Consider the following 18,017-nt stretch of genomic DNA (forward strand, 5'->3'; position numbering starts at 1 on the left):
GGAGTCTATGCCTGTTTGCTACTCGCCAGTAAGTCGCCGCCACGTCGGCGGGTCACGGAATCCTCCGAGCCACGTTGTTGTTGTGCGCTACATGACCTCGGCATGGCTTGACCAGAACACAATCGACAAGCTTCTCGACGACTCCGAGACGTGGGCCATCGTCGGCCTCTCGGGCGATCCGTGGCGTACCGCCTACTCGATCGCGCAGGAGCTCCAGCAGCACGGCAAGCGGATCATCCCGATCCACCCGGGCGCCGCCGCCGAGGGCAAGGAGGTGCTCGGTGAGAAGGTCTACGCGACCCTGGCCGACGCCGCCGCGGCCGTCGGAAGGATCGACGTCGTCGACGTCTTCCGCCGCTCCGAGGCCGCCGGCCAGTTCGCCGACGAGGCCGTAGCGATCGGCGCCGGCGGCGTCTGGTTCCAGATGGGCGTCGTCGACGAGTCGGCCTTCGAGCGCACCACCGCGGCCGGCGTACCGATGGTCATGGACACCTGCCCCAGCAAGATCTGGTTCCAGCGCGCCAGGTCCGGCGCACAGGCGTAAGAGCTACGGCTCGAACGTCATCGTCCGCAGGTGCTCGTAGATCACCGAGGTCTCCACGTCGGCGATCTCGGCTCGCGAGGTGAGCCGGTCGATCACGAACGCATAGAGCGCGTCGTTGTCGGCGACCGCGACGTGGACGATGAAGTCCATCCGGCCGGAGGTGACGAAGACGCCGACGGCTTCGGGGAGCGCGGCGACCCAGTCGCGGAAGGCCTCGATGTTGGCGCGCGAGGGCGGCCGGATGCGCACCGCGACGAGCGCCTGCACCCCCCGGTCGATCTGGCGTAGGTCGAGGTCGAGGTAGGCCCCGCGGATGAGCCCGCGACGCTGCATCGCCCGCGCGCGGTCGTGCACGGTGGTAGCCGAAACGCCGACTTCGGCGGCGATGTCGCGAAGGCTCCGCCGTGCATCCATCGTCCAGGCGGCCAGAATCTGACGGTCGACTTCATCCATGCACTCCAGTTTAACCGATTCTCCTGACAATGACCGGCCCGATTGATTCTTGACCTGACATTCCTAAGACTTGTCGCCAGATCAGTTGACGAATGACAGGAGGCAGAGCGATGAGCACAGACGTCGAAGCGGCCCGGATCGGGTTCGCGCCGGACGAGATCGACCAGTCCGCGAGCACGCGGGACGTACCGTTCAAGTGGGTGGTCGTCGTCGACCAGACAGTTCCGGCCGGACGCGCGGTGAACGCGGCCGTCTGCGTCGCGGCGGCGACCACGCAGCGTACGGCCGGCCTGCTCGGGGAGGACGCGGTCGACGCCGACGACTCGGCACACCCGGGGCTGCCCTGGATCGGCTGTACGGTGCTGGGCGCCCCTGCTCAGCGGCTGACCGATCTGCGGCGTCAGGCCGTCGCCCAGCCCGGGGTCACGGTGATCGACATGCCCACCCAGGCGCAGCACACGAAGGTGTACGACGACTATCTGTTCGCGGTCGGGAGCAGTCGCGGTGCCGACCTGTCCTACGCGGCGGTCAGCCTCTTCGGCCCACGCCGGATCATCGACAAGCTGGTCAAGGGGCTTTCGCTCCTGCCCTGAGCCTCAGGAGGTGGCTCGGCGTACGACCTCGCCCTTCTCGCGGGCGAGGTCGGCGAGCGAGGTCTCGTACGCCACCAGCTTCTGCTGCAGCTCGGGGTCGGCGACGCCGAGGATGCGGGCGGCGAGGATGCCGGCGTTCTTGGCATTCCCGATGGCGACGGTGGCCACCGGGATGCCGCCGGGCATCTGGACGATCGACATCAGCGAGTCGAGTCCGTCGAGGTACTTCAGCGGCACGGGGACGCCGATGACGGGCAGCGGTGTGACCGAGGCGAGCATGCCCGGAAGCGCAGCCGCACCACCCGCGCCGGCGATGATCACGGAGAGGCCGCGACCGGCAGCCTCGCGACCGTAGTCGAGCATCTCCTGCGGCATCCGGTGGGCCGACTTCACGTCGGCCTCCCACTCGATCCCGAACTCGTCCAAGAGCTCGGCCGCGGCCTTCATCGTCGGCCAGTCGGAGTCGGATCCCATCACGATGCCTACGCGAGCGCTCATGGGCCAAGGCTAGGCCGACGAGCATGTGTACGCGGGAACCGGGCCGCCCAACGGTGGCCGTAATTCGCTGTCGCGCCTCACAAGGTTAAGAGATCGTGTGCCCCGTGATATCCGCCATGAGATACCGGCTCGGCCAGGCCGTGGTCATCTCGCTGCTGTCCGCGCTGATCACCGCGTGTGCTGTCTTCGCTCCGCTCTACGACCGCGCGATGCAGCAGGCTGCCACCGCGGTCACCCTCGACAACGCGCCCAGCGTGGAGCGCGACCTCCAGATCTTCGGACCACCGGCGGACTATCTTCTGGAGCGCACCGACCCCGCAGAGCTCGCACGACAGCTTCCGAGCTCCTCGCTCTTCGAGACCCCCGTCACCGGGCGCAATGCCGTCGCCGACCTCGATCTCAGTCCTGCCTCGCTCTCCGTCCCGCGAGGTGACATCTGGTGGCGCGAGGGCCAGTGCGACCACATCAGGATCACCGCGGGCACCTGTCCCGACCGGAGCCGCGAGATCCTGATCACCGACAACGAGGCGAAGACCTACGACGTCGCCATCGGGAGCACGGTGAAGTCGATGGCAGCCAGGCCGCCGGTGGACATGAACTATCACCAGCCGCCGACGCCGTCGATGACCTACCGGGTCGTCGGCACCTACCGGGCCGACGACGACGCGTGGTGGCAAGGCCTTCAGCTGGAGGGCCGGGCCGGGATCGCCGCCGGTGACATCGTCCAGCACGATGTGTGGCTGACCGACGAGTCGACCTTCGGTGGCTCGACACCGTTCCTCGACGCCGAGCGCCCATGGGTGGGATCGCGGCTGCGCGCCGATGCCGTGGGGGTGGACGAGCTCACCGCTCTCGAGGGCGACCTACGTGACCTCCGGGCGCGGGCCGAGAAGGTCGGGGAGCACGACGAGATGTTCGGGGACACGATCACGTCGTTGGTGACATCGCTTCCCGAGCTCACCGACGAGGTCGATACTCAGATCGAACAGAGCCGGACGACGGTGCCGCTGCTCCTTGTACAGCTGGGTGTGCTCGGGGTGATCGTCTTGTGGCTGATGCTGCTCGCCGCGACGGACCAGCGCCGCCCGGAGGTGGTGGTCGCGCGGCTTCGGGGACGAGGTGCGTCAGGCGCCAGGTCCTTGCTGATGGGCGAGCTGCTCCCCGCCGTGCTCGCCGGGATCGTCCCCGGGACGGCCGTGGCGATCCTCGCCGCCACCCTCGCGCGTGAGTACGCGCTGCCCGGCGATCCACCCTTCGAACTTCCCCGGGACATGCTGGCGTCCGGAGTCATCGCCTGCGCGGTCCTGGTCCTGGTGACGTACGCGGCCGTCTACCGGGTCGCCCGCGAACCCCTCGGCACCTTGCTCCACCGGACCCGCCGCCGTCGCTCGGGATGGGCGATCGGCGCTGGCGACGCCGTGGCCATGGCCGCGTGCGGGGCGTGCGTGGTCGCCTTTGTGACAGGCAGCCTGACCGGGCCCATCGCGCTCGCCGCCCCTGCGCTGCTCTCCGCGCTGGTCGGTCTCGTTCTCGCACACCTCTTCACGCCGACGGCGATGCGAATCGGACGCACGCTGCTGCGCCGCGGCCATCTGCGCGCCGGCATCTCGCTGCTGGAGGCGTCGCGGAGCATCGCCACGCGGCGTACGGTCGCCCTGGCCACCGTCGCCAGCGCGCTCGCCGTCTTCTCGGTCTGCGGCCTCCTCGTGGGTGAGCGCAACCGCGCCGTCGCAGCGGAACAGGCGGCGGGCGCCCCGTTGATCGCCGAGCTCCAGGGCCAGCGGTCGACCGCCGACAACCTCAGGTCAGTACGTCGTGCGCTCGCGAGGATCGACCCCGAGAGCGCCCAGGTGACCCCCGTCGTACGGGCCGCAGCGCCCAGCGGCGGCGCTACGACGTTCGCTGTCGATCCGCAGGGGTTCCGGCAGATCGCTCTCTTTGACACCGGGGACGCGCCCAGCGCCGACCAATGGAAAGCACTCACAGACGGAAGCGCGCGCGAACCGGTCCCGGTCATCACCACCGGGGCGCTCTTCGAGGACGAGGAGGTCACCATCGTCGGCCTCGACGGCATCGAGCAGGACGGCGAGGAGATCGCGGCCATCGACCGGGTCCCCGGCGGCGGCCCGGACGTCGCCCTTGTCGACCTCACCACCGCCCAGGAGCTCGCCCCTCCCGACGCCGATTCCACCATCTCCCTGTGGTTCGCCGCCGAGGATCGGGGGCTGCTCGACCGGGTCAGCGCCGACCTCGAGGAAGAAGGCATCATCATCGCCGAGACCCGAACCCTGAGAGACGTACGCCGCAGCCTGGACGAGTCGGTCGCTGCCTGGAGCCTGCGGCTCGGCGTCGTGGTCGGGCTCGCCGCGGTGGCGATCGCCGTGCTCGCGCTGAGCGTGCTCACGGTGACCGGCTGGCGCACCCGCGCTCGCGATCTGGCCTCGCTGTGGTTGGCGGGCGTGGATCGGCGCACGGTCAGAGGGCTCCCGGGCGCCACGCAGCTGGTGCCGGTGATCCTGGGAGTCCTCGCCGGTGCCGGAGCCGGTGTGCTCGGCGCCCTGCTGACCCTGCCCGACATACCCCTCTTCGCAGTGCCACCTGCCGTCGACACCATCGACCTGTCCGTCCCATGGCTGGCGGTCGGACTGACCACGCTCGGCTGTCTGCTGGTCCTCAGCACAGCAGCCGTCCTCCTCGGCCGGGCGGTCGCGGCCGCTGCGCGCCTCGACCGGGTCCGGGAGACGGAATGAGCAGCGGGATGAGCAGCGGGATGGGCATCCGTACCCACGGCCTGGTGCACATCTACCACGCAGAGGGACACGACGTGGCCGCCCTCTCCGGCGTCGACCTGGACGTGAGACCCGGCGAGCTGATGGGGCTGCTGGGCCCTTCAGGATCCGGGAAGTCGACGCTGATGAGTCTCCTGGCCGGCGTCTTCCGGCCCAGCGCCGGCAAGATCTTCGTGGGCGCGCACGAGGTCTCATCGGCCAGCACGAAGGAGCTGGACCGACTCCGGGCAACCCAGGTCTCACTCATGCTCCAGGGTGCCGGACGCAACCTGCTGCCCTACGCCACTGCGGCAGCCAACGTGGGTTTCGCGCAGCGCGCGGCCCGCGCGACCAAGGATCTACCCACCGCTGGGGAGGTGCTCGGCGAGCTCGGCATCGCCGACGTGGCCGACCGTCCGCTGACCGGCCTCACCCCTGGCGAGCTGCAGCTCGTCGCACTGGCGGTCGCTCTCGCCACCCGGCCCGGCCTCGTCCTCGCCGACGAGCCGACCAGCCAGCTCGGCCACGCCGCCCGCGATCTCGTCCTCGAGCGGCTCGCCTGGATCAACCGCGCCCACGGTACGACTGTCGTACTCGTCACCCACGATCCGCACGTCGCCTCGTTCCTGCCCCGCACGGTCACCATCCGCGACGGCCGTATCGGTGGCGAGGGGCGCAGCGGCGAGGAGTACGCCGTGGTGACGGCAGATGGTTCGCTCCCGCTTCCCGGCCACGTACGCGACGTGCTTCCACCAGGCACACTGGTCCGTTTCCATCCGGTGGACGGTCACTATGAGCTCGTTCCCGAGCACGAGGAGGCGAGCGATGAGTGAGCTTCGCGCGAACGGGTTGACGGTGACGTACGGGGACCTGGTCGCCGTCGAGGCGATCGATCTCGACCTCGGGGCGGGCGTGATGCTGGCGGTCACCGGGCCCTCGGGCGCCGGGAAGTCGTCGCTGCTGTGGGCGCTGGCCGGCGCCCTGCCCCGGGCAGCAGGTTCCGTGAACGTGGACGGAGCACCCCTCGCCGGCCGGGACGACGCCGCCGACCGCGGCGTCACCCTCATCCCCCAGGGCAACGGTCTCGCCGGGGCGCTCTCCGCGGAGGAGAACGTCCTGGTACCGATGCTTGCCCGCAAGGTGCCACCCCGGGAAGCGCTCGAGCGCACCGCGGCCGCACTCGAGCTGGTCGGCCTCGCGGAGTCCGGACGCCACCTCGTCGACGAGCTCTCCGGCGGTCAGCAGCAGCGGGTCGCGCTCGCCCGCGCCTTCGCGATTCGGGCCGCGGTGATCCTCGCCGACGAGTCCACCAGCGACCTGGACGCCGGCAACCGGGAGCGGATGATCGCCGCGCTTCGGGCCGAGGCGGCGCGCGGCGCGATCGTCGTCCTCGCCACCCACGACCCCGAGGCCGCCGCCGAGGCGGACGCCGAGCTCACCCTCGACGAGGGGGTCGCGTCATGGCCCCGACCTCTGCCTGTCACCTGAGTGTCGGTCCTGCCCGCTAGTGTGCTGGCCACTCTCCCCCACGACCCCACAAAGGCAGATGGATCCAGCTACGAGCACCGACGTCGTCGTCAGCGCGCCGCCGAACCCGACCGCGGTCGAGCGGTTCACCGGGCTGACCAAGGCGGAGCGCAAGGCGCTGCCGTCCCAGTTGCGGCAGGTCGCGTCCTGGTCCCGGCAGACGGCGTCGGCGACCCGCGCACGGGCCGAGATCGAGCAGGAGGCGGCCGAGGCGGTCGACCACTACCGGGCGAGCGCGGCCGAGCTGAAGCGCGCGGCGCAGGTGGCCTGGCGCAGCATCGCCCTGGACCGGAGCGACGGGCCGCGCCTGGCCGCGATCGCGCGGCGGCACGCGCTCGAGCCGGTCGAGGAGACCACCCAGGAGCTCGTCGACTCGCTCGCCGACGCAGCGGACGTCGTGACGCAGGCCAAGAGGGCTTCCGGGGCGCGGCGTCTGCTGGTGCGCAGGAGCCGCCGCGAGGAGGCCGAGCTGGCGGGGAGACAGGTCCTCGATCTGCGCCAGCGCGCGAGCGAGATCCAGGCGCCGGCGCGGCTCGACGAGCTTAACAGGCTCCCGTCCCGGCGCCGGGTACGGATCCGCGAGGCGCTGCTGCCGAGCGTCGGTCTCCTGGAGGCGCTCTCCGACCTCGGCTCCGAGGCGGTGCTGGCTCCGCGCAAGGGCGTCCTCGTGCTGCGCAACGAGGGCGAGGCCCTCAACGAGGCCAGGCGCTCCGAGGAGCCCGCGCGCCGAGCCGCGACCGACGCCGCCAACGCGGTCCGGAGCGCGGACACCGACACGGCGGTGAGGTCGCTGCCGGTCGACGAGCTCGCCGATCTCGTACGCGTCGAACCCCTCCTCGAGGCCGGGATCCGTACCGTCCACGAGGTCATCCATCCCGCCTCTGACCTGCGACAACTCCCCGGAGTCGGACCGGCCACCGCGATGCGGATGCAGGAGGCGGCACAGGCGCTGTGGCAGCGCACCTACGACGAGATGCCGCTCGCCATCGACCACGAGCGCCGCACCCCGGCGGCCACCAGGCTGCTCGCGCGGCTGGCGGAGTGGGAGGCCGGGCGGCGTACGAAGGACGCGGGGGCCGAGCTCGCCCTGGTCCAGTCGCTGCGGCCGCTGACCCGGTCGCTCACTCAGCCGTCCAAGGGCGGTGCGAGGTTCCATCTGATCCTGGCCAACGCGGCCAGCCTCGACGACTTCCAGGGCGCGCTGCAGGCGATCGCTCACCGGGCCGAGATGGCCCGCCGGGTGCGCCCTGGCAACCGGCCCGCCGACCCGTGGGAGGACTTCGAGAAACGGCCGGCCGACTACTACGCGATGCTCTCCGAGCTCGGCTTCCTCACCGAGGACGAGGACAAGATCCATGGTGACCTGTCGGCCGAGATCATCGAGGCGGTGCGGGCCCAGGAGCTGCGCACCAACAACCTGACCGCGTCGCTGCGCGGCTACCAGCACTTCGGCGTCCGCTTCGCGCTGGTGCAGATGAAGGTGATCATCGGCGACGAGATGGGGCTCGGCAAGACGCTCCAGTCGCTGGCCGTGTTCGCTCATCTGCACGCGATGGGCGCGTCCCACACGCTGGTCGTCTGCCCCGCTGCCGTGGTCACCAACTGGGTGCGCGAGACCGACTCGAAGACGACCCTGGTCCCTCACCGTCTCCATGGCAACCGCCGCCTGAAGGCCGCCAAGATCTGGGTCGAGCAGGGCGGCGTCGCGGTGACCACCTATGAGACGCTCAACGCGATCCAGCCGTTCCTCGACCAGGTCAAGGTCGCCTGCGTCGTGGTCGACGAGGCGCACATGATCAAGTCGCCGCGCACCCAGCGCACCGAACGCGTACGCCGCGTCCTCGACGCCTGCGAGCGCGCCATCCTGCTCACCGGCACCCCGATGGAGAACCGGATCGAGGAGTTCCGCAACCTGGTCTCCTATCTCCGCCCCGACCTGCTGCTCTCCGCTGACGAGTTCAACCCCCACCGGTTCCGCAAACAGGTCGCCCCGGTCTACCTGCGCCGCAACCAGGAGGACGTGCTCACCGAGCTGCCCGACCTCGTCGAGGTCGAGGACTGGCTGCCGCTGTCCGTGGCCGACGAGAGGGCGTACGCCGAGTGCGTCCGCGACGGCAACTTCATGGCCATGCGGCAGGCCGCGATGCTTCAGGGCACCTCGTCGGCGAAGGTCGAGCGGCTGGTCGAGATCGTCGGCGAGGCCGAGGAGAACGGCCGCCGCGTGATCGTGTTCTCCCACTTCAGGAAGGTCCTCGACGACCTGGTCACGCTGCTGCCGGGCGAGGTCTTCGGCCCGCTCACCGGGTCGGTCCCCGCCGAGGAACGCCAGCAGATGGTCGACGAGTTCTCCGCGGCCGGGCACGGTGCCGTGCTGATCACCCAGATCGTCGCCGGTGGCGTCGGCCTCAACATCCAGTCGGCCAGCGTCGTCGTCATCTGCGAGCCCCAACTCAAGCCGACCATCGAGTGGCAGGCCATCGCCCGCGCCCGCCGGATGGGCCAGCTCCAGTCCGTCCAGGTCCACCGCCTGCTCTCGGAGATCGGCGTCGACCAGCGCGTCCACGACATCCTCGCGGCCAAAGCCGAGCTCTTCGACGACTTCGCCCGGGTCAGCGCCACCGCCGCCAGCAGCCCCGAAGCGTACGAGACCTCGCACCCCGACGACGCTGTCACCGCCCTGGCGTCCGAAGCCTCCGACGCCGAGATCGCCCGCGACGTCGTCGCCACCGAACGCCGGCGCCTCGGCGTCTGACCCCCGCCGAGACGTCAGCTACGTCGGCCGAGACGTCAGGTACGTCGGCCGAGGCGTCACTTAGGTCGGCCGAGTTGGCAGCCGAATGCCGCTTCGGCCGGCGCGAGTGACGTCTCGACCGACCGGGGTGACGTCTCGACCGACCGGGGTGACGCTTCGGCCGACGGGGGTGACGCTTCGGCTGTCAGTCGGAGTCGTTGCCGAGGTCGCCCTGGAACCAGTCGGCGGCGTGGCGGGCACGCTCGAGGCAGTCGTCGAGGTCGTCGCCGTAGACGTTGACGTGGCCGACCTTGCGACCCGGGCGCATCTCCTTGCCGTAGAGGTGGACGCGGAGGTGGGGGTCGCGGGCCATGGCGTGGGGGTAGCCGTCGTAGAGGCGGCCGACGTTCTCCCGGGTCGAGCCGAGGATGTTGACCATCATCGACCACTTCGCGCGGGGCGCGGGAGAGCCCAGGGGCAGGTCCATGACCGCGCGCAGGTGGTTCTCGAACTGCGAGGTGACGGCGCCGTCCTGGGTCCAGTGGCCGGTGTTGTGGGGGCGCATGGCGAGCTCGTTGACGAGCAGCCGGCCGTCGACGGTCTCGAACATCTCCACAGCCAGGATGCCGACGACGCCGAGCTCACCCGCGATGCGCAGCGCGATCTGCTCGCCCTGGACGGCGAGCTCGGGCGAGAGGTCGGGCGCGGGAGCGATGACCTCCTTGCAGACGCCGTTCTCCTGGTAGGTGTGCACGACCGGGTACGCAGCGGCCTGACCGCTCGGCGAACGGGCAACGATCGCGGAGAGCTCCCGACGGAAGTCGACGAGCTCCTCGGCCAGAACCTGGACACCCGCCTCCTCGGCGACGCGGAGCGGCTCGGCGACATCGGCGACGTCGCGTACGACCCAGACGCCCTTGCCGTCATAGCCGCCGCGGGTGGTCTTGAGGACGCACGGGAAACCGAACGCTTCGACCTCGGCCGTGGACGACACGATGGCGTTGCGCGGGCACGGGACGCCGAGCTCGGTCAGCCGAGCGCGCATGACGCCCTTGTCCTGGGCGTGCACGAGCGCGTCCGGACCGGGGCGGACCGCGACGCCGCCGGCCTCGAGCGCGTGCAGGTGCTCGGTCGGGACGTGCTCGTGGTCGAAGGTGACCACCTCACAGCCCTCGGTGGCCTTCTTCAGCGTGTCCAGGTCGCGGTAGTCGCCGACCAGCCGGTCGGGGATCACCTGAGCGGCCGACACACCCTCGCCCTCGGCGAGAAGCCGGAGCGGGAGGCCGAGCGCGATTGCGGGCTGAGCCATCATGCGGGCCAGCTGGCCGCCGCCGATGATCGCGAGTGTCGGTGCGAGGGTCACGACGGACAGAATAAGGAAACTGCACCGCCGGGGCCGATTTCGCGGATCCCCCTCACGCTATCCGCGAAACCCGACCCCCGGCAGGTGAACGAAGGTCAGGCCTTCTCGAAGCGCAGGCCCTTGCCGCGCAGGGTGGTGATCAGGTGGGGCTTCCGGGGGTCGTCGCCCAGCTTGCGACGCACCCATCCCAGATGCACGTCGATGGTCTTCGACGAGGTGTAGAAGGTCGCGTTCCACACGTCCCTCATCAACTCGTCACGGGAGACGACGTTGCCAGCCCTCTTGATCAGGGCGTGGACCAGGTCGAACTCCTTGCGAGAGAGCGTCAGCTCCTCATCGTTCCGCCATGCTCGCCGGGTCTCCGGGTCGAGCTTGATCTCCTGTACCTCGATCATGAGACCGACATTAAAGAGGTAAAGAGCCCTTGGCAAAGGATTGCACGATATTGCCACTGACATCTTCATGCCAGAGTGCAACGAATTGGGCATGACAAACGTGCGTCCCCGAATGGCGCACTCAACCATGCCCACGAAGGCATGGTCAGGTAAAGCAGTCAGCACCCAGCGTTGATCGACTGTTAACTACAACGGAATGTGAACAAATCTGCGAATCTGCAGGTCAGCCACACCCTTGAAGGTCACGATTCAGACACGACGAACAGCGACGGGCTCCACGATCCCGAAGCCTCGCACCGGTCGAGCGGCCAGTCGCCGGGTCTCGAACTCGTCCTCGGGCAACGTCTTGGCAGTCGCCTCGTCGACGATGATTCGGTTGCGGCGGGCGACGGCGGTCAGCCGCGCGGCCATGTTCACGGGCGGTCCGAAGACATCGCCGAGACGCGAGACGACGTTGCCGGAGGCGAGCCCGACACGTACGTCCGGCATCCGCGGGTCCCGGCCGATCACGTTGATGATCCCCTCGGCGGTGCCGTACGCCTGGAGCGGGTCGTCGTTGACGAAGAGCACCGAGTCGCCGAGCGACTTGATGATCCGGCCGCCCCAGGTCGCCACCACGTCGGCACACCGCGACTCGAAGAGCTCGACCAGGTCGCCGATCTTCTCTTCGGTCAGCGTGTTCGACAGTGCGGTGAACGAGACGATGTCGGCGAACCCGACCGTCTGCCAGACCGTGCCCAGCTGCTCCTCGGGGCCGGCGACCGAAGCCTCGGCCCGCGCGAGCGCCGCGCGCGTGTGCCGGCGCCAGGCGAAGATCATCATCTCCTCGAACGCGCTCTCGAACTGCTCGGAGACCGAGACGGTCGCCTTCAGCAGCTCGGCGGGCGTCCGGTCGTCCTCGTTCTGGGTCTCGACGTGGTGCAGCAGCGCGGAGACCTCGTAGTCGGACAGCCGTGCCATCGACTGCCCGATGCCGCGGGTCAGGTTGACGACCAGGTCGAAGCTGACCAGCCCATTGCCGGCGATCTCGTTGGCCTTGGCCAGGGCCTGCACATCCGCCTCGTCGAAGAAGGCCTCGTCGTCCTTGATCTCCGGGAACCCGAGCGCACGCCACAGGCGCTTCGCCTGGTCCAGGCTCACGCCGGCCTTCTCGGCGACCTCCGCCGAGGTCAGGTTGACGGGCTGCTTCGATTTCGCCACGAACAGATCATGCCATCCGGCTCGTCACGACCGCGGACGGAGCCGGGCGTGGATGACGTCGCCCGCACCGACCACCCGAGAGCCCTCGTCGGTCGCGATGACCAGGCGGCCGAAGTCGTCGATCTCGGTGGCCACGCCCTCCCAGACGTCCCCACCCGGCAGCTCGGCGCGTACCTGCTCACCGACGGTCACCGACAGCTCCCGGTAGCGGCGAGCGAGCTCGGCGGGGTCCGAGCCCCAGATCTCGTACGCAGCCCCCAGCTCCTCCAGCAGCGCGGCAAGCATCTCGGTGCGGTCGACGGGCGTACCGCTCTCCAGCTCGAGCGAGGTGGCGGTCTCGATCGGCAGCTCCTCGCGCGTGAGCGAGGTGTTGAGCCCGAACCCGATCACCGCGACCGCGCCCTCAGGCCCTTCGATGCGCTCGATCAGGATCCCGCAGACCTTGCGACCTTCGATGAGTACGTCGTTGGGCCACTTCAGCCCGGCTGCGTACCCCTTGTTCCGCAGCACCGATGCGACCGCGACACCGGTCATCAACGGCAGCCAGGGCCACCGCTCGACCGGGATCGAGGGCGAGGGCCGCAGCAGCGCGGAGACGGTCAGCGCCGAGCGCGCCGGGGTGGTCCAGCCCCGATCCAGGCGTCCCCGGCCGGCGGTCTGGTGCTCGGTGGTGATCACCAGGCCCGGCGCCTCGCCCGAGCGCGCGCGCTCGGCCAGCACGGCATTGGTCGAAGGCGTCTGGTCGAGGACCTCGACGCGCCATCCTCCCGGCAACGCATCGAGCCGGGAGCGGTCAAGTGACGGGCGTCGCATCGGGAAAGGTGGCACGAGGATTAGATTGGCCCTCGCACCGCACGAAGTCCAAAGGAGCAACGTGAGCGCCGAACCGACCAACGAGCCCGAGATCGATCTGCACACGACTGCCGGGAAGCTGGCCGAGCTGGAGCGTCGTCTTGACGAGGCTGTCCATGCTGGTTCTGCCAAGGCGGTGGAGAAGCAGCATGCGAAGGGTCGTCAGACCGCGCGGGAGCGGATCGAGATGCTCCTGGATGAGGGCTCGTTCCAGGAGGTCGATGAGCTGGCCCGGCACCGGTCGGTGGCGTTCGGGCTGGAGAGGAACCGGCCCTTCGGTGATGGTGTGGTCACCGGGTACGGCACCATCGAGGGCCGTCAGGTCTGTGTCTTCTCCCAGGACTTCACCGTCTTCGGTGGCTCCCTGGGTGAGGTCTATGGCGAGAAGATCACCAAGATCATGGACCTGGCGATCAAGACCGGGTCCCCGCTGATCGGGATCAACGAGGGCGCCGGCGCCCGGATCCAAGAGGGTGTGGTCTCCCTGGGTCTGTATGGGGAGATCTTCAAACGCAACGTCCACGCTTCGGGGGTGATCCCGCAGATCAGCCTGATCATGGGCAACTGCGCCGGCGGGCATGTCTACTCCCCCGCGGTCACCGACTTCACCATCATGGTCGACAAGACCTCCGGCATGTTCATCACCGGCCCCGACGTGATCAAGACCGTGACCGGTGAGGACATCACCATGGAAGAGCTCGGCGGCGCCCTGGCCCACAACTCCAAGTCCGGGGTGGCCCACTACATGGGCGCTGATGAGGCCGACGCGATCGACTACGTCAAAGCCCTGCTCTCCTACCTGCCCTCGAACAACATGGAAGAGCCCCCCGCGTTCGACGAGGCCGCGGATCTGGAGATCTCCGACCTGGACCGCGAGCTGGACACCTTCATCCCTGATGGCGGGAACCAGCCCTACGACATGCACGAGGTCATCTCCCACGTCGTGGACGATGAGGAGTTCCTCGAGGTCCAGCCGTTGTGGGCCCCCAACATCCTGATCGGCTACGCCCGGATCGAGGGCCGCCCGGTCGGGATCGTGGCCAACCAGCCGATGCAGTTCGCCGGCTGTCTCGATATCGACGCCTCCGAGAAGGCCGCCCGCTTCGTCCGCACCTGCGACGCCTTCAACGTCCCGGTCATCACCTTCGTCGACGTCCCCGGGTTCCTACCCGGCACCGACCAAGAACACAACGGCATCATCCGCCGCGGCGCGAAACTGATCTACGCCTACGCCGAGGCCACCGTCCCCCTGGTCACGATCATCACCCGCAAGGCCTACGGCGGCGCCTATGACGTGATGGGCTCCAAACACCTCGGCGCCGACATCAACCTGGCCTGGCCCACCGCCCAGATCGCGGTCATGGGCGCCCAAGGCGCGGCCAACATCATCCACCGCCGCACCCTGGCCGACCTGGAAACCTCCGGCGCCAGCACCGACGAGATCGAAGCCAAACGCGCCCAGCTCATCGACGAATACGAAACCACCCTGGCCAACCCCTACATCGCCGCCGAACGCGGCTACATCGACGCCGTCATCCCACCCCACGAAACCCGCGCCGAAGTCACCCGCGCCCTCCGGCTCCTGCGCACCAAGAGGGAAACGCTCCCCGCGAAGAAGCACGGGAACATCCCGCTGTGACCGCGTCCCAGGAGCCGCAGCCCCAGGAGTCGAAGGCCGAGCAGCAGCCCCTGCTCAAGGTCATCGACCACAACGCCACCCCCGAAGAGATCGCCGCGATCGTGGCCGTCTTCGCGGCCCTCGGCTCAGCCGGCGAGGCAGCCAAGAAGAAGCCACGCTCCCTGTGGGCCACCCCCCAGCTGCGCACCCCACTCCACCCCGGCCCCAACGCCTGGCGCGCCAGCGGCCTGCCACGCTGACGAGGACCGCAATGTCATGATCGCTCCGTGATCACGTTCTCTCGGCGATATCTCCTGGTCACCCTGGCGTGGCTGGTGACCCGGGGATGGGTGGTGATCCTCTACGGCTTCCCGGCAGCAGCGGAGGGCTCGTTCTCCTGGTGGGGCGCGGAGTGGGGCGTGGTGGGCGACGTGAACTACTACCGCGACAGCCTCGACGCACTGGCCACGGACGGGGTCGCGGGGGCGCTGGTCGAGTATCCGGTGCCGGCACTGCTGCTGCTCTGGATCCCGTACGCAGCGATCGGCCTGCTCCAACTGGGCGGCGAGGCCTACATCGTGGCCGTGCTGGCGATGGCGGCGCTGACCGACCTGCTCTTCATGGTGCTGCTCGTCCGCAACCGCCGCGGGACGCACCCGAGACTCGGGATCTCGTTCGCGGAGGTGATGTGGCTGGTCGCGGTCCCGGCGATGGGGGCGACGGCGTACGCCCGCTTCGACCTCTTCCCCGGGATCATGGTCGGCCTGGCGGTGCTCTACGCGGTCAGGAGACCGAAGGTGGCCGCGGCGTTCGCGGCCTTCGCGACCGGCGCGAAGTACTGGCCGATCCTGGTCATCCCGGCCCTCGCCGCGAAGCGCACCACCCGCCACGGGGTCCTCCTGACCGTCGCCGGCACCGGCATCGCCCTAGCCGGGCTGAGTCTTGTCCTCGGTGGCTGGGACCGCCTCTGGACACCGCTGAACTACCAGGGCGAGCGGGGTCTGCAGATCGAGTCGGTCTTCGCGACCCCGGCGATGTACGAGTGGGGCCACGGCGGTCCGGAGAGCGGCTACGCGATCGACTACACCGAGTGGAAGGCCTACGACATCAGCGGGCCGCTGGTCGAGGCGCTGCTCCTCGCGGCGACGGTCGCCTCCGTGGTCGCCGGGGCGCTCGTCATCGTCTGGTGGGTGCTCGCCTGGCGTCGCCTCCCTCGCGGCGCACGGACCGAGGAGACGATCGTGTGGCTGGTGCTCGCGACGGTGGCCGCGTTCCTGGTGACCAACAAGGTGCTCAGCCCGCAGTACATGCTCTGGCTGCTCCCCGCCGCCTCCGCCGGGCTGGTCCTGCTCCGCGGCCGCGCTCGCCGGCAGCTCGGGATCTGGTCGGTCGTGCTGGTCGTGGCGACGCTGCTGACCCACGAGATCTTCCCGCGGATGTACGGCTACATGCTCACCTTCAACGACATCGGCTCACCGTGGATCACCGAGGTGCTTGCCTGGCGCAACGGCCTGCTGGTGCTTCTCTTCCTCTACGCCGCGTGGCGCACTACTCGGTTGCTGGCCGCCCGCCCCGAGCGGGGGCGGCCAGCAATCGAGGGTCAGGAGAGGCAGACCTTGGCCACGTCGCCCTGAGCCGAGTAGATCGTGACCGGCTCCTCGGCGAACACCGGCCGGCAGGCCGCCACGGTGAGCTCGTGCACGGTGACGCCGTCGTAGAACCCGTGGTCGTCGCAGTTCTCGTAGTTCACGAAGACCTCCCCGGGCTCGCCTCCGTCGCGGAAGATCCGCAGGATGACGTACGCCGTCACCGGCTGCCCGGCGGCACAGTTCTGCGGCGTGTTGGGACCGGAACGAGCCGGCGCGCTGCGGATCGCCTCCACGAGCCCCGCGGCGTCGCCGCCGGTGACCTCTCGCGAACCGGTCAGCGACGCCGAGGACGGCTCGTACTCGCAGATCGCGATCGACTCCGGGGCGTCGCCCTCCAGCGGTGATGTCGCCGGGTCGCTCTTCGGCCGCACCGGGTCGCCCTCAGCCAGCGGCGAGGCGGTCTCGCAGCCGTAGGGATCCTTCGCCACGGTCCTCAGAGACCCCTTGATCTCCTGGTTGACCCGCTCGTCGCCTGGCCCGGTGAGGATCGTTGCGTACGCGTCCTCGACCTGCACCCGGGTCAGCAGCCAGCCCTCGTGCTCCCAGGAGCCGGTCTGGAGGGTGGCGCCCTTGCCCGGCTTCTCGATCAGGACGTAGGGCTGCCACAGCGCGAACGGCACCTTGCCGAACTGCGGCGGGAAGTCACGGTCGCTGGTCTCGTTGCAGGCGATGCTCGGCACCGGCTGGTTGGTGATGTTCGCGACGTAGGGAGTCCGCGGCACGGTGTCCCATTGGTCGCCGGGCTTCGCGATGCACTCCGGCAGCGCTGGTGCCGTGGCGTCGGCCCACTCCTCGGGCACCTGGAAGGCGATGTCGTAGCGGACCGCCCAGCGGTTCCCGTCCGCAGGCGCGGGCAGGTCGGTGCGGCCGCGCTCGATGTAGGTGCCTTCGGGGGCCGCCTCATCTGCACCGAACGCCTTGGGCGCGTCGCCGTCCTCGGCGCCGGAGGCGTCGCTGGCGGCAGTGCTCTCGCCACCGCTGCCGGTGGGCTGCAGGTTGGCCACCACGCCACCCAGGCCGACAACTGCCAGCACCGCGGCGGCAGCGGCCAGGATCCAGGGCGCCTTCCGGCGTACGGGTGCCTTCTCCTCGGCCTTCTCGGTCTCGTCGGACAGGTCAGCCGGTCCAGACCCTTCAGAAGCCCCGGGGATCGCGAGCTCCCGCGGCTCGAAACCGTCGGCCGCACGGGCCAGGGCGGCCCGGAAGGCCCGCTCCTCGCGCTCGAAGTCACTCATTGTCAACCCCCTCGTTCCCTCTCTGATCAACAGAGCCTTGCTCGTTCAACCGCTGCCTCAGCTTGGCCAGCGCCCGGTGCACATGTGAGCGGGCAGTCGCCTCGGCGCAGTCGAGCACCGTCGCTATCTGCGCGAACGACAGGTCCTCGTAGAACCGGAGGACCACCGCTGCTCGCTGGTTGGACGGGAGCGTCTGCACCAGCTCCCACGCCTCGTCCGCGTCTCGCTCCTCGGGGCCCGGCTCATGGCTGGTCGCCATCGGCTCGACGTCCTCGACCAGCACCAGCCGGCGCCGCTTGCGCCAGCCGCTGATCGACCCGTTGACGATGCTCCTCTTCACGTACGCCTCCGCCGTCCCGGACGCCGCCAGCGACTCCCACCGCGGCAGCGCACGGGCGAGGGCGTCCTGCACCAGGTCAGGAGCGTCGGAGTTGTTGCCGGTCACCAGATAGGCGAACCGCTGTAGCGCGGGCCCCCTCGAGGCCACCCAGGCCCCAAAATCCACATTCTGGGCCTGGCCCCTCTCCTCCTCGTCGGCGTCCACGGACACCTCCTCTGGCACGTTCACACCCCTCCTACGCGAAGTCTGAC

At 69.5% G+C, this 18,017-nt stretch carries 17 protein-coding genes; 9 read left to right on the forward strand and 8 right to left on the reverse strand.

The features are described 5' to 3' along the window. Positions 1 to 91: 91 nt before the first annotated feature. Positions 92 to 544: a CoA-binding protein gene (locus ACFWQC_RS21670; protein WP_378682698.1), complete on the forward strand. Its 453-nt coding sequence runs from the start codon at positions 92 to 94 to the stop codon at positions 542 to 544. Between the two features lie 3 nt (positions 545 to 547). On the opposite strand, the gene ACFWQC_RS21675 is transcribed toward ACFWQC_RS21670, so the two are convergent. Then, on the reverse strand, positions 548 to 997 hold the full coding sequence (locus ACFWQC_RS21675) for an Lrp/AsnC family transcriptional regulator (protein ID WP_378682700.1): 450 nt from the start codon (positions 995 to 997) through the stop codon (positions 548 to 550). A 110-nt stretch (positions 998 to 1,107) separates the two neighbouring features. On the opposite strand from ACFWQC_RS21675, the gene ACFWQC_RS21680 reads away from it, so the two are divergent. Further along, positions 1,108 to 1,590 carry a DUF2000 domain-containing protein gene (locus tag ACFWQC_RS21680; RefSeq protein ID WP_378682703.1) on the forward strand — a complete coding sequence of 161 codons (483 nt, stop codon included), beginning with the start codon at positions 1,108 to 1,110 and terminating at the stop codon, positions 1,588 to 1,590. Positions 1,591 to 1,593: 3 nt separating this feature from the next. Here the strand turns inward: ACFWQC_RS21680 and purE are convergent, their stop codons facing one another. Next, positions 1,594 to 2,088 carry a 5-(carboxyamino)imidazole ribonucleotide mutase gene (purE, locus tag ACFWQC_RS21685; protein ID WP_378682706.1) on the reverse strand — a complete coding sequence of 165 codons (495 nt, stop codon included), beginning with the start codon at positions 2,086 to 2,088 and terminating at the stop codon, positions 1,594 to 1,596. Positions 2,089 to 2,204: 116 nt separating this feature from the next. Here purE and ACFWQC_RS21690 point away from each other — a divergent pair, with 116 nt between their 5' ends. The 4 genes from ACFWQC_RS21690 to ACFWQC_RS21705 are packed head-to-tail and all read left to right on the forward strand — an operon-like array spanning position 2,205 to position 9,135. After that, a complete protein-coding gene (locus tag ACFWQC_RS21690; protein ID WP_378682709.1) occupies positions 2,205 to 4,838 on the forward strand; it encodes an FtsX-like permease family protein in 2,634 nt (877 codons plus the stop codon). After that, entirely contained in the window at positions 4,835 to 5,689 is an 855-nt protein-coding gene (locus ACFWQC_RS21695) for an ABC transporter ATP-binding protein (protein WP_378682712.1), read from the forward strand. Before ACFWQC_RS21690 ends, ACFWQC_RS21695 begins: the two co-directional genes overlap by 4 nt. After that, entirely contained in the window at positions 5,682 to 6,344 is a 663-nt protein-coding gene (locus ACFWQC_RS21700) for an ATP-binding cassette domain-containing protein (protein WP_378682715.1), read from the forward strand. Before ACFWQC_RS21695 ends, ACFWQC_RS21700 begins: the two co-directional genes overlap by 8 nt. 58 nt (positions 6,345 to 6,402) lie before the next feature. Next, on the forward strand, positions 6,403 to 9,135 hold the full coding sequence (locus tag ACFWQC_RS21705; protein ID WP_378682718.1) for a DEAD/DEAH box helicase: 2,733 nt from the start codon (positions 6,403 to 6,405) through the stop codon (positions 9,133 to 9,135). Positions 9,136 to 9,319: 184 nt separating this feature from the next. Here the strand turns inward: ACFWQC_RS21705 and ACFWQC_RS21710 are convergent, their stop codons facing one another. The 4 genes from ACFWQC_RS21710 to ACFWQC_RS21725 all read right to left on the reverse strand — a co-directional run bounded on the left by ACFWQC_RS21710 (position 9,320) and on the right by ACFWQC_RS21725 (position 12,885). Then, positions 9,320 to 10,477: a 5-(carboxyamino)imidazole ribonucleotide synthase gene (locus ACFWQC_RS21710; RefSeq protein ID WP_378682721.1), complete on the reverse strand. Its 1,158-nt coding sequence runs from the start codon at positions 10,475 to 10,477 to the stop codon at positions 9,320 to 9,322. 95 nt (positions 10,478 to 10,572) lie between these two features. Beyond that, entirely contained in the window at positions 10,573 to 10,872 is a 300-nt protein-coding gene (locus tag ACFWQC_RS21715; protein ID WP_229788189.1) for a winged helix-turn-helix domain-containing protein, read from the reverse strand. A gap of 249 nt (positions 10,873 to 11,121) precedes the next feature. Further along, the gene (locus tag ACFWQC_RS21720) at positions 11,122 to 12,072 is read right to left on the reverse strand and encodes an adenylate/guanylate cyclase domain-containing protein (RefSeq protein ID WP_378682724.1); all 951 of its coding nucleotides are present in this window, start codon (positions 12,070 to 12,072) and stop codon (positions 11,122 to 11,124) included. A gap of 24 nt (positions 12,073 to 12,096) precedes the next feature. Continuing rightward, positions 12,097 to 12,885 carry a biotin--[acetyl-CoA-carboxylase] ligase gene (locus tag ACFWQC_RS21725; RefSeq protein ID WP_378682727.1) on the reverse strand — a complete coding sequence of 263 codons (789 nt, stop codon included), beginning with the start codon at positions 12,883 to 12,885 and terminating at the stop codon, positions 12,097 to 12,099. 61 nt (positions 12,886 to 12,946) lie between these two features. Here ACFWQC_RS21725 and ACFWQC_RS21730 point away from each other — a divergent pair, with 61 nt between their 5' ends. From ACFWQC_RS21730 to ACFWQC_RS21740, 3 genes are read left to right on the forward strand one after another with little or no spacing between them, the layout of a single operon-like run. Next, a complete protein-coding gene (locus ACFWQC_RS21730) occupies positions 12,947 to 14,563 on the forward strand; it encodes an acyl-CoA carboxylase subunit beta (RefSeq protein ID WP_378682729.1) in 1,617 nt (538 codons plus the stop codon). Then, a complete protein-coding gene (locus ACFWQC_RS21735) occupies positions 14,560 to 14,802 on the forward strand; it encodes an acyl-CoA carboxylase epsilon subunit (RefSeq protein WP_378682731.1) in 243 nt (80 codons plus the stop codon). The genes ACFWQC_RS21730 and ACFWQC_RS21735 overlap by 4 nt, the downstream gene beginning before the upstream one ends. Before the next feature lie 27 nt (positions 14,803 to 14,829). Beyond that, entirely contained in the window at positions 14,830 to 16,176 is a 1,347-nt protein-coding gene (locus ACFWQC_RS21740; protein WP_378682734.1) for a glycosyltransferase 87 family protein, read from the forward strand. Here the strand turns inward: ACFWQC_RS21740 and ACFWQC_RS21745 are convergent. After that, complete coding sequence (locus tag ACFWQC_RS21745; protein ID WP_378682737.1) at positions 16,143 to 17,426, reverse strand: hypothetical protein; 1,284 nt, start codon at positions 17,424 to 17,426, stop codon at positions 16,143 to 16,145. The two genes, ACFWQC_RS21740 and ACFWQC_RS21745, sit on opposite strands and share 34 nt — an antisense overlap. Next, positions 17,419 to 17,994 (reverse strand): SigE family RNA polymerase sigma factor, encoded by a 576-nt coding sequence (locus ACFWQC_RS21750; RefSeq protein WP_378682740.1) that lies wholly within the window; start codon positions 17,992 to 17,994, stop codon positions 17,419 to 17,421. The genes ACFWQC_RS21745 and ACFWQC_RS21750 overlap by 8 nt, the downstream gene beginning before the upstream one ends. Between the last annotated feature and the right edge of the window lie 23 nt (positions 17,995 to 18,017).

Origin of the sequence: Nocardioides sp. NPDC058538, from assembly GCF_042719275.1 — a bacterium.
GTDB lineage: Bacteria > Actinomycetota > Actinomycetes > Propionibacteriales > Nocardioidaceae > Nocardioides.

What these genes read in the sequence shown, in the direction of transcription:
- ACFWQC_RS21670 (WP_378682698.1), top strand. Translation starts at nt 92, where the DNA reads ATGACCTCGGCATGGCTTGACCAGAACACAATCGACAAGCTTCTCGAC.
- ACFWQC_RS21675 (WP_378682700.1), bottom strand. Translation starts at nt 997, where the DNA reads ATGGATGAAGTCGACCGTCAGATTCTGGCCGCCTGGACGATGGATGCA.
- ACFWQC_RS21680 (WP_378682703.1), top strand. Translation starts at nt 1,108, where the DNA reads ATGAGCACAGACGTCGAAGCGGCCCGGATCGGGTTCGCGCCGGACGAG.
- purE (WP_378682706.1), bottom strand. Translation starts at nt 2,088, where the DNA reads ATGAGCGCTCGCGTAGGCATCGTGATGGGATCCGACTCCGACTGGCCG.
- ACFWQC_RS21690 (WP_378682709.1), top strand. Translation starts at nt 2,205, where the DNA reads ATGAGATACCGGCTCGGCCAGGCCGTGGTCATCTCGCTGCTGTCCGCG.
- ACFWQC_RS21695 (WP_378682712.1), top strand. Translation starts at nt 4,835, where the DNA reads ATGAGCAGCGGGATGAGCAGCGGGATGGGCATCCGTACCCACGGCCTG.
- ACFWQC_RS21700 (WP_378682715.1), top strand. Translation starts at nt 5,682, where the DNA reads ATGAGTGAGCTTCGCGCGAACGGGTTGACGGTGACGTACGGGGACCTG.
- ACFWQC_RS21705 (WP_378682718.1), top strand. Translation starts at nt 6,403, where the DNA reads ATGGATCCAGCTACGAGCACCGACGTCGTCGTCAGCGCGCCGCCGAAC.
- ACFWQC_RS21715 (WP_229788189.1), bottom strand. Translation starts at nt 10,872, where the DNA reads ATGATCGAGGTACAGGAGATCAAGCTCGACCCGGAGACCCGGCGAGCA.
- ACFWQC_RS21725 (WP_378682727.1), bottom strand. Translation starts at nt 12,885, where the DNA reads ATGCGACGCCCGTCACTTGACCGCTCCCGGCTCGATGCGTTGCCGGGA.
- ACFWQC_RS21745 (WP_378682737.1), bottom strand. Translation starts at nt 17,426, where the DNA reads ATGAGTGACTTCGAGCGCGAGGAGCGGGCCTTCCGGGCCGCCCTGGCC.